The organism is Desulfurococcus sp., assembly GCF_049970475.1.
Lineage (GTDB): Archaea > Thermoproteota > Thermoprotei_A > Sulfolobales > Desulfurococcaceae > Desulfurococcus > Desulfurococcus amylolyticus.
The window spans coordinates 1-9578 of record NZ_JBMFMW010000043.1 but is presented as its reverse complement, the minus strand read 5'-3'; the positions used below and the strand labels follow the sequence as shown (position 1 = coordinate 9578).

Below are 9578 nucleotides of genomic sequence, written 5' to 3'. Positions count from 1 at the left end.
GGTATGCAACTATGATGCTGTACATGTTGAGGAGTCAAGTGGTAAGCGTGTTGCAAGGGTTAATATAATGAAATGCTATGGATGTGGATTATGTACAAGTGTATGCCCCACTAGAGCTATACACTTTATTGAGAAGTAGGAGTAGTTTTAATCAGACATCATAATTTTTCTTAATTCTTCATTTTATTGTGTTTATGTAAAAAATCATGTAAGAATTCTCGTTGATTAGTTTTAAATATTTAAATAAACCCTTCCATTGGAAGTTATAAACGCTGGCGTTAATGGAATAAATGGTGGAACAATGAGCCACTTAGAGATCCCCAGGCTACCCACAATAAGGGATATTGATATAACGGGTAGAAAAGTCTTCATGCGCATAGATATAAATGTCCCCATAGATCCCGACACAAGTGAAATACTTGATGATCGACGGATTAGAACACATGCTTCTTTTATCAAAAGACTAGTGGAGGAGTATAGGCCTGCACTGGTACTTGCATCACACCAGGGTAGACCCGGTGACAGCGATTTTACATCAATGGAGAAGCATGCCGAGTTACTATCAAAGTACACTGGGATAAACATACGTTACATTCCTGACGTAATAGGTCCAAAGGCTCTTGAGGAAATAAATAACTTAAAGCCAGGCGAGATCCTCTTGCTGGATAACCTGAGGCTCCTTTCAGAGGAAGTATTAGAGGCTCCACCCGAGAGGCAGGCATTAACTATTATGGCCAGGAGGCTTTCATCAGTGATCAACATATATGTGAACGATGCATTTGCAACAGCTCACAGGAGCCAGCCAAGCATCGTGGGATTACCACTCCTCATGCCGAGTTGCATCGGCCCCCTGTTCGAGCGTGAGATAGAGGCAGTTAGAAAGGTATTCGGCTCCGGTGAGTCGCCCAGGATATATGTTCTAGGCGGCTCCAAGGTTAGGGAATTATTAAGGGTCATCGAGAACCTGATGAGGAATAAGTTAGCCGATAGAATACTTACAACAGGCCTCCTAGCACATTTATTCCTAGTCGCCAAGGGAGTGAACATAGGGACAGAGAACATGAAAATCCTGGAGGAGAAAGGGGTACTATCCCTTGTCCCCAGGGCTAGATATATACTGCTACGGGGAGCACCGGTTGAGACACCAGTTGATCTCAAGGTTGAAGTAAACGGTGATGTGAGGAACACATATATAGGTGAGGTTAGAGGTGTGGTTAAGGATATAGGTGAAAACACAGTCCAGATATACAGCGACCTCATAAGGGATGCCAGGATCATAGTTATGCGTGGTCCCGCAGGCGTTATAGAGGATGAGAGATTTAGAGATGGAACACTTAGGATACTCGACGCTGTATACAGTTCCAACGCTTTTACATTGATAGCTGGAGGACACCTGGCCTCTATGGTGAATGAATCAAAGTTATCGAATAGAATACATGTGTCAACAGGCGGCAACGCACTCCTACTATTCCTCTCCGGCGAAGAACTCCCAGCGTTAAAGGCACTGGAGTTATCGGCTAAAATGTTCCTGGGATGGTAGCCATGCCTGTTAAAGTAGCTGTAAATGGCTCGGGAACCATAGGTAAGAGAATCGTTGACTCAGTATTGTTGAACAAGGACTTTAAGCTAGTTGGAGTCGCCAAGTATAAGCCGGATTACCAGGCATACCTAATGATAGAGAAGGGTATACCAGTGTTTGTTCCACGGGATAGAGCAGGGGAATTTATTAACTCGGGCATCGAGCCGAGTGGATACATAGACTACCTGTTTGAAGAAGCAGATTTAATATATGACGCCTCACCAGGTGGTAAAGGTGTATTAAATAAGAAGATATATGAGAAACACGGCAAACCAGTTGTCTTCCAGGGAGGCGAGGACCCAGAGATAGCTGAGATCAGCTATAGTACGTTCTGTAATTACAGTGATGCAATAAATAAGAAAAATGTAAGGGTCGTCAGCTGTAATACAACAGGTATGCTGAGACTGCTATGTATACTAGAAAAGGAGTATGGTGTCAAGAAGGCGCTGGCAGTAATTATCAGGAGAGCGGCGGATCCCAAGGAGGATAACAAGGGCCCCGTCAACTCCATACTACTGGATCCCCCGGAGATACCTAGTCACCACGGGGTAGATGCCCGTACAGTGGCTCCATGGCTTAATATCACGAGTGCTGCCGTCGTGGTTCCAACAACCCTTATGCATATGCAGTTTATAGAGGTCGAGCTAAAGTCCCCTGTCAAGAAGGATGAGGTGCTGGAGGTGCTAGGAAGATATAGGAGGTTTCTACTTATAGATTCAACTCGGACAGGTATTGATTCCACCAGTAAGCTCATGGAACTAGCCAGAGATGCTGGTAGGATGCGTGGTGACATATATGAGAACTCAGTGTTCATCGATACAGTCAAGATCGAGGATACACGACTCTACATGTTCCAGGGGATCCACCAGGAGTCAATTGTTATCCCGGAAAACATGGATGTAGCATACGCGATACTGGGCCTTGAACACGACCAGTATAGGGTTGTGGAGAAAACAGATAACCTACTGGGAATCGGTTCCCTGGAAAAATTGATTAAGACAAGTAGACATAGATAAAAAGGTGAGAACCATGAGTGAAGCACCTACATACGAGATAAGCTTCTACTTCAGGAAAATCCTTGTCCCAGTGGATGGGAGCGAGAATAGTTTAAAAGCGTTGGAGTTCGCTATTGACCTGGCAAGGCACTATGGCTCCAAGATAATTGTAGTATACGCTAAACCGAAGGGAGATCTACGGGGAGACCCCTTTGAACGCGTGAAACTAAGGGTGGCTAAGGAGGGTATGGATATACAGTATAAGCTGATAGAGTACGATCCCTCTAGTAGTAACACTCCCTCGGTCCTTGTCAGGGAGGTTATTGAAGGGGGTTATGATGCAGTGGTAGTGGGGGCTAGGGGTCTAAGTCTCTCGACAGAAATACCTATAGGGAGTACGGCTTTATCCCTAGTAATAAACTCACCGGTTTCAGTGTTCATTGTGAGGTAGTTCCACTGAAATAATATTTTTTCAGGACACCAGTCATATCTACTTTTTCAGGAGTCCTCTTCCAGGCATTCATTGAGATCTCTAGGTATTTCTCCGGGTCTTTATGATACATGTCTATTATCCATAGTAACTTGCTTCTGAACTCCGCGTATTCCTTTTCATCTATCTCCCTGGCTCTAGGATCAGTATATATGTTTATGAAGTCCCTGAGGTCCTGGCCAAAGAGCCAGCCTGTAACACCGTCTTCAACCACCTCGAGTACTCCTCCATCCCTACTAGAGAGCACCGGTACTCCATTGACCTGTGCCTTCATAAAGCTCGTTCCACATGCCTCCCACCCGCTGAACGGGGTGAAGAGCCACAGGTCTGATCCCTGTATTATTAAACGGGCTGTCTCAACATCGTATTCTGGAAGATATACTACATTAGCCAGCTTCAAATCTAGCTCCCTGAATTTCCTTAGATACTCTATTCCATCCTGGTCTCTTGGATGGGGTTTCCCAGCTATTATGAAGAATGCGTTGATATCCGGGTTTTCCTCGATGAATCTAGCTATAAAGTATGGCCTTTTGTATCTAGCTAAACGCCTTGTCCACACAATAATTGGTTTCCCCTCAGCGTTTACATTATTTTTCACTGCTTTAACTAGTGAGAGAAGCTTCTCCCGTGACTCAGCCCTGGCCTTCACTAGTATTTCTTTCTGGAACAGACCCTGTTTCCACGCCATATATAGCTCTGGATGCATCCACCTTGGTAGATATATGCCGTTGGTTATCCCCTTGAATTTACCAGCGTACGCCGGGAAGATCCTGCCTATTATCTCCTCCTGCTTCCTGGATACAACGATTGCTGATTTAAGCCGTGACAAAGCGTACTCGGAGAGGTTTACATTGTCTCCCAGGAACAGCCCGAATTCCCTCGCTATATATTCCCCTGGAAACCCTGGATGACCCCAAGGTCCGGGTGTGTGGATTATTATCCTAGCTTTATCGCTTACATCGAGCATGCTTAGGATGAGTGCGGTGTATGACTCCTCAAGGTCTATTACGTTGATCTTATCTAGGCCTATAACATTCCTTATATAGTATGAGGATGCCTTCGCCAGAAGAGCATACTTGAGGAAACTCTCCTCTGCACTGTCTTCAAGGTATACCCTATCGGTTAGCTTCCTCGCCCATTGAGGGCAGACGGCCTCGAATAATACGGCTTTCGCCGTCTTATATTTGTAGACCCAGGGCCTGACTATTACCTCAGTGTTCCTAAGAGTTACTACGAACTCCTCCTCAGGGGTTAGTTTTTCAAGGAACTCCCTATTCTGTCTTTCAGGAGCTAGTAGTGGTTGAATGCCCTGGAAAGACACAGACACATATCCATGTCTATAATAGAGGGAGAGCACTGTGTAATCGATACCCATATCACCTGCCCCATATAGCTTATCCCCTTCTAGGACGCCTAGTCCGCCAGCATATATGTGTGATTTATCGAGGGCTAACTCAGGTGTTATACTTACAATGACCATGTATATCTCCCTGGTATTATTTTTAATGGCCTGTCACACTTTATTATCTCTATAGATTATTAAGTATTACTTACATGGGGATTGACGAATTTGATTAAAGAAGTAATGGAGTCTCTTAGGAGAAATACACGTGGTTTAATGACATTAGACGTCTTAAACATGTTGACAAGGCATCATAGAATACAGGGTAGTAGCGGTCTCGAGAACGCTTTAATGGATCTACGCGAAATACTTGAGGGGCTGGGCTACTCTACACGGATGATAGAGATACCCAGCGATTCCAGAAAAGGATTCATCGACACCCCTGTTTCATGGGATATCGACGAAGCCTTTCTACAATTCAAAACAGGGGGTAATGTGATAGAGGAGTATCGTTTTAATGAGCATCCAACACTTGTTGCAGCCCACTCGCCTCCAGGGGAGGGATGTGGCGTTCTCTCCCTGTGCAGTGGAGGAAAATGTGAGGGTGAGGTAGTTTTAACTAAGGGCCCTGCCTACGAGGCATATATTAAAGCAGATGCCAGGTTGGTGTTGGTCTATGATTCTAAGAGATATAGTGAGGCAGTACCTTACATGGGGTTGTTCCTCCATAGCGATGAGGTGAAGGATAAGGTTGTGATGAATATACCGTATAAAACAGCTCTTAAACTAATGTCGATGCTGATAGAGAACCCTGGGAGGAAGATAGAGGTTTGCTGGAGCAGTAGGACAAGGTATACGGGTAAACCTATGCACGCACTTATTGCTTGTAATAAATACGAGGAGCCCGGTATAGTGCTTGTAAGCCATATATGTCACCCTAAACCGGGGGCCCATGATAATGCCAGTGGTAGTGTCGTAAACTATATGGCGGCTTTCGCATCACGGTTAACCGGGTTGGAGGTACCTTTATGTCATGTATGGGTTCCAGAGCACACTGGGACTGTATTCCTCGATAACGCTCTACCGTGGCAGCCTCTTGGAGTAATCAACCTAGACATGGTGGGCTCTAAGCAATGGGTGACCGGGTCCACGCTCAACATAGTTAACACGCCATTATATATGGAGTCGATGATTACCCCCTACATGTATCTAGCTGTGAAAGCTGTGTTCGATACAGCACAGTCATTCGGAGGCTTTAATCTACCAGGGGTGAGATACTCGCTGTCACCGTATACTGTTGGAAGCGATCACGATATCTTTATTTCATGGGGGCTTGACACAGTCATGCTTAACGAGTGGCCGAGTAAATACTATCATACAGACATGGATACCGTGGAGACTCTTTCACAACATTACCTACAGGAGACGACAGTGGCTTCACTACTGGCCGCACTTCTAGCTTATAGGAAGCTCCATGGTAACGAGGTTTCCTCGGTGTTCAGGGATTATTTAAAAACATGGTATGCCATAGAAGCCGTTAAAACAGGCTTCGGCACCAGCCTGGGAGATCTATCAAGAGTGATCGATGAATTCCCGAAGCTGAGGTCTGACAATATCGTGAAACTACCATCACCAATATCAACAAGGAGTATTCGGGGAATACTGGGATTTGAAACATATAAGAGGGTTTCAGAGATAAAGGGAGCTCTCACATATTTATCGCTCTATGCACCCTTAGCCTATGTTAACGGCTTAAATAATGTTGCACAATTATTCCAGGTTGAAAACCTGATTAAATGGAGCAGTGAGGAAGAAACATTAATCAATAACGCCTGGGAATTAATTAGAAATAAATTATTGAAGTGATAGATATGCCGGTTATCAGGGTAAGCATTAGCGATATAGAGGCCCTGCTGGGTAGTCGTGTTACATTGGAGAAATTGTATAAAGGGTTAACGAAGCTTAAATGCGAGGTTGACAATGTCGAGGGAGATATATTAGAGTACGAGGCAAACCATGACCGCCCCGATCTCTTTAGTGCAGAAGGTCTTGCAAGGGCTCTGAGGCCCTTCCTAGGACTGGAGGGGAAGCAGTACCATATTGTCAATTCAAGTATTAAAGGATATAGTGAGGGCATCCCTGGGAGACCCTATATAGCTCTCGCCGTGGTAAGGGATGTGGTTTTGAATGAGGAGGCCATTGTCCAAATAATGCAATTACAAGAGAAACTGGCCTCTACATATGGCCGGGCGCGTAGGAAGGCGAGTATAGGTGTATACGATCTCGACAAGATTAAACCACCGATATACTATCGAGCTGTCAACCCCTATGAAACCAAGTATAGACCTTTAAATGAAAACCGTGAAATGACGCTTAGAGAGGTGCTTAGTGAAACCGAGAAGGGGAGGTTGTATGGGTATATAATTGAGTCCATGGAGAGGTACCCAGTGCTAATGGACTCTGAGGGGACGATACTCAGTCTAGCACCTATACTTAACTCCGATGATAACAAGGTCACCACTAATACACGCAACATATTGATTGATTCAACAGGTTTAAACCCAGAGATCGTCGTAGACATGGTTACTATAATGGCTGTAAACATCGCCGAGAGATCCCAGAACAGGATAATCGAAGTCGTTGGAGTAGAGCATCCCAGCGGATTAATCATTGAGGCACCTAGGAGAACGGGCAACTTTATCAGTGTTAATTTAAGTGATGTCAGTAGACTCATAGGCGTCGACATCAGTGTAGAAGACGCTGTAAGGTATCTCTCACTCCATTATTATACGGTGAGAAGCATTGAGGGAAGAGTCCTCACAGTGGAAGCACCTATCTACAGGCTTGATGCTAGAAGCTGGGTTGATGTCGCAGAAGATATAGCTATATCCCATGGCTACGATGCTATAGGAAGGCAGGCAGACTCCCTACCCTACTCAACCAGCATTGGAAAGATACATCCATTAGAGTATATATCGAGGAGGGTCAGGGATATACTAGTAGGACTCGGATTCATCGAGATAGCAAACTACATGATGACTAGTATCGAGTCCCAGACTACATTAATGGGGTATAACCAGGGGATCTTCGTTGTCGAGAACCCTAAGTCAGATAGGTATACAGCTATAAGGTCATGGCTGACGCCCGGCATAATAGAGGCGATAATTGAGAACAAGGGTAAGAGGGCCAGGCTTGCAGTGTTTGAAATCGGGGATGTGGTGCTCCCCGACGAGTCAATGGAGACGAATGCACGTGTGGAGAGGAGGATAGGTATCGCTGTTTCCCATGAGAAGGCCACGTTAACCGATGGCCTCGCAGTGGTTAGAACACTCTTCAAAGAGCTGGGTGTAACATTATCCTTTGAAAAAACCATGGTCCCCGGCTTACTCCCCGAGAGGACAGCTGCTATCAATGTAAACGGGGAACAGATAGGCTTTGTCGGGGAAGTGAAGCCTGAGATACTGTATAAGCTGGGATTAATGAATCCTGTCATCGTATCTGAAATAAACCTGAATAAAATTATTAAATTACTCGCAACCAATTGAATATTTTCGAGGATGAGGCTTGGAAGGGATGACTCGAAAGGGGATGAATGCACGGGCCTAGCTGAATCCTCTCCTAGATAATAAGGCTACAAGTATTATTGAAGCAGCGATAGTGGAGAGGGCAACAGCCACCACGGTGTTAAATATCTCTAGTGATACAACCCCTAGTTCAAAGCCCTTAACCAGCAGGGTTAGCTCTAATACCCCCCTTCCCGCCATTGATGCCCCTGCAACCAGGCTTGTAAATGTTTCTTCACCACGAAGCTTGAAGAATAAGAAATACACTACCGTTTTAACAGATAATCCTATGGCTAGAAGCAAGATGAAGAGTAACGTGTTGACGGCTGATACTGTTATATGGAGCCCTACATATAGCATGAATAAGGGGGTGAAGACACCATCTATTATGGTACTCAATATATTGGTGAAATCATTTATCCTGGTTCTATATCTTAACATGGGGTCATGTATCCATATTCCTCCCGAGATGAATATTCCAGCTAGATAAGCAGCTATAAAGGGACTTACACCGGAGACATAGGCTACTAGTAGCATTAGTGATAATAGTAGCAATGCTATATCAGTGAAAAACGCTATGTCCCTAGACATATAGATAAACATGTTTTTAAGGATGCTCCGCCGCCTCGATAATAATGTGAAGACCAGTATCGTGAGCGCCATAGAAACCAGTATTGGTAGTGCAACATTACTGATGTTCCCCGTTACATACCAGATATAGTATGCAGACGTGGTAAACAACATGAAGAGGTCATCAACGAAGCTTGCCGAGACCAGTATCGACCTGATGTGTATGGGGAGCCTCTTTATAATCATAGATACTGTTTCAGTCGCGGTGTTAGATAATAATAGTGCAATAATGAATGCTAACTCCAGGGAGAATCCAATATATGTTACAGCCAGTAAAACGAATGCTATAGTGAAGGCTACGGAGAGCAGTGAGACCATTGTTGATGACTTGAAATTCTCGATTATAGTCTCTAGATCACTCGAAACACCTGCATAGAATACTACAAATATAGCTGCCACATTTGAGATAAGCATTAGATCACGTATATACTCGCCCTTACCCAGGGTTAATCCAAGTAGAATAGCTGTTGCTAAATAACCAGTTACCTCGTTTATATTTAGTCTACGTGCCATGTGTCCAGCGATCTTCGAGATTAGAAAACCTAGAAACACATATTCTATTGCTTGCATTTAATCGGTGCCACCGTATATTATACTGCTTATAGAATAGCTTTTAAGCCTTGCCCAATTAAAAACAAGCCCTAAACCCCTGGCAGTTGCTTTACACCCCATAGCCTGTATGTTATCTCTATTGCTGGAAGAGATTTCTCGAGTGATACTAGTTCATCTGCGAGGCCTTTGACGGAGAGGTTTTCGATTCTACCGTAGAAGCCCATGGGCTCTCCATTCCTGTTAACAAATATCACTAGATCCATTGTATCGCTTTTATCCTTTACGGAGAGTATCCCTATCTTATACTGCGAGAGCATGCCTTTCTTTTCACGTGCCTTATTTATAAGGGTATTGATATCCCAGGGCACGGTTAACTCACCTGTTGACACTAGGTCTGAGTTTATGAGTGCCATTGCAATCAATACCT

General features: G+C 44.4%; 8 protein-coding genes and 1 pseudogene. 6 read left to right on the top strand and 3 right to left on the bottom strand.

All coding sequences use genetic code 11. The annotated features are described in order from the left end of the window. The 4 genes from ACP5N5_RS03800 to ACP5N5_RS03785 form a co-directional block, all read left to right on the top strand. On the top strand, positions 1-139 hold a 139-nt coding region (locus ACP5N5_RS03800; RefSeq protein ID WP_428133103.1), incomplete at its 5' end, for a 4Fe-4S dicluster domain-containing protein. Between the two features lie 162 nt (positions 140-301). Further along, positions 302-1540 carry a phosphoglycerate kinase gene (locus tag ACP5N5_RS03795; protein ID WP_198011709.1) on the top strand — a complete coding sequence of 413 codons (1239 nt, stop codon included), beginning with the start codon at positions 302-304 and terminating at the stop codon, positions 1538-1540. Positions 1541-1542: 2 nt separating this feature from the next. Next, a complete protein-coding gene (locus ACP5N5_RS03790) occupies positions 1543-2595 on the top strand; it encodes a type II glyceraldehyde-3-phosphate dehydrogenase (protein WP_428133100.1) in 1053 nt (350 codons plus the stop codon). A 13-nt stretch (positions 2596-2608) separates the two neighbouring features. Then, entirely contained in the window at positions 2609-3025 is a 417-nt protein-coding gene (locus ACP5N5_RS03785) for a universal stress protein (protein WP_014767077.1), read from the top strand. Here the strand turns inward: ACP5N5_RS03785 and ACP5N5_RS03780 are convergent. Then, entirely contained in the window at positions 3012-4544 is a 1533-nt protein-coding gene (locus ACP5N5_RS03780; protein ID WP_276813664.1) for a glycosyltransferase, read from the bottom strand. The two genes, ACP5N5_RS03785 and ACP5N5_RS03780, sit on opposite strands and share 14 nt — an antisense overlap. Positions 4545-4625: 81 nt before the next feature. Between ACP5N5_RS03780 and ACP5N5_RS03775 the strand changes: the two genes are divergently transcribed. Together ACP5N5_RS03775 and pheT are read left to right on the top strand one after the other, a co-directional pair. Further along, positions 4626-6272 (top strand): peptidase, encoded by a 1647-nt coding sequence (locus tag ACP5N5_RS03775; protein WP_428133095.1) that lies wholly within the window; start codon positions 4626-4628, stop codon positions 6270-6272. Between the two features lie 5 nt (positions 6273-6277). Beyond that, complete coding sequence (gene pheT, locus ACP5N5_RS03770) at positions 6278-7951, top strand: phenylalanine--tRNA ligase subunit beta (protein WP_428133093.1); 1674 nt, start codon at positions 6278-6280, stop codon at positions 7949-7951. Positions 7952-8008: 57 nt separating this feature from the next. Here the strand turns inward: pheT and ACP5N5_RS03765 are convergent, their stop codons facing one another. Further along, positions 8009-9169, bottom strand: a complete 1161-nt coding sequence (locus ACP5N5_RS03765; protein ID WP_428133091.1) for a cation:proton antiporter — start codon at positions 9167-9169, stop codon at positions 8009-8011. A gap of 71 nt (positions 9170-9240) precedes the next feature. Beyond that, positions 9241-9578: pseudogene (locus ACP5N5_RS03760) on the bottom strand (hypothetical protein); the annotation flags it as partial.

Bases quoted from the DNA above. Each gene is read 5' to 3' on its own strand.
- pheT (WP_428133093.1), top strand. From the start codon at position 6,278: ATGCCGGTTATCAGGGTAAGCATTAGCGATATAGAGGCCCTGCTGGGT.
- ACP5N5_RS03765 (WP_428133091.1), bottom strand. From the start codon at position 9,169: ATGCAAGCAATAGAATATGTGTTTCTAGGTTTTCTAATCTCGAAGATC.
- ACP5N5_RS03785 (WP_014767077.1), top strand. From the start codon at position 2,609: ATGAGTGAAGCACCTACATACGAGATAAGCTTCTACTTCAGGAAAATC.
- ACP5N5_RS03780 (WP_276813664.1), bottom strand. From the start codon at position 4,544: ATGGTCATTGTAAGTATAACACCTGAGTTAGCCCTCGATAAATCACAC.
- ACP5N5_RS03790 (WP_428133100.1), top strand. From the start codon at position 1,543: ATGCCTGTTAAAGTAGCTGTAAATGGCTCGGGAACCATAGGTAAGAGA.
- ACP5N5_RS03795 (WP_198011709.1), top strand. From the start codon at position 302: ATGAGCCACTTAGAGATCCCCAGGCTACCCACAATAAGGGATATTGAT.